This window comes from Vibrio sp. Vb1337, from assembly GCF_033338715.1.
Classification (GTDB): Bacteria; Pseudomonadota; Gammaproteobacteria; order Enterobacterales; family Vibrionaceae; genus Vibrio; species Vibrio alginolyticus.
The window spans coordinates 1-1053 of record NZ_JAWOTD010000262.1; the positions used below are offsets into that span (position 1 = coordinate 1).

The window sequence follows — 1053 nt, forward strand, 5'->3', positions numbered from 1 at the left end:
ATAAAGACAAGGTTGCCGTTGAATCGGTAATCAATGCATTATTTGACGGCAGTACCTACTCAGTGGTGCGTCTCACCGCGTTAGATTCTGATTACCAGATCGTACGCTCTTACCCAGTAAAACCAAGCACCGTTCCGCAATGGTTTATCGACATGAATCTGTTCAAAGCGATTCACGATAAACGCGTGGTCACCAGTGGTTGGATGCAACTGGCCGAAGTCGAAATCATCAGCCACCCAGGCGCGGCGTATGAACAGCTATGGCAAGGTTTTATCCGTTTGCTATCTGCGTTTAGCGTCATCTTCCTAGCGGGATTGATTGCGATTTCTTACATTCTGCGTCGTTCTCTAAAGCCACTGGCTGCTATCGTGAAGAAAATGCACGACATCGCAAACAACCAGTTTGGTGAGCCACTCACTCGCCCTAAAACCAAAGACCTGATCGCGGTCGTGGATGGCATCAATATGATGTCGGCACAGATTGAGTTGTCATTTAAAGAACAGGCCAAAGAAGCACAACGTCTACGTGCTCAAGCATACCTAGATCCTATCTCCAAACTAGGTAACCGCTCGTTCTACATCAACCAAGTTGACCAATGGTTGGCAGAACAAACGCAAGGGGGTATCGCGCTACTCCATGCAGAATATATTGGCGACATTTACGAGACAAAAGACTACCAACGCGCTGATGCCCACGTGAAAGAGTTGTCTCAACGTCTGAAAAACACCATTGATGTTCCGGGAGCCACCATTGCTCGCCTTTCTAGTGATGAATTCGGTCTGCTTTTCCCGCACATGGATGAGAGCGAACTGCGCATTCTCGCGGACAGCATCGTCAACTGTGTCAATGGCCTAAACACTGATCCAACTGGCTTAGCAAAACCAAAAGCCTCGCTTGGTGTGGCACACAGCAAAGATCAGAAAACGCGTTCTGAAGTCCTTTCTATGGTGGATAACGCACTATCGAAAGCCAAAGCACAGCCAGACAAACCATACGGCTTCATTGGTAGCGATACGCCATCTAACTTGATGGGTAAACAGCAATGGAAAGCGT

1 protein-coding gene is annotated in these 1053 nt (G+C 48.0%); it reads left to right on the top strand.

The window, feature by feature from the left end:
* On the top strand, window positions 1–1053 hold a 1053-nt coding region (locus R7E42_RS25500; RefSeq protein ID WP_318073309.1), incomplete at both ends, for a LapD/MoxY N-terminal periplasmic domain-containing protein.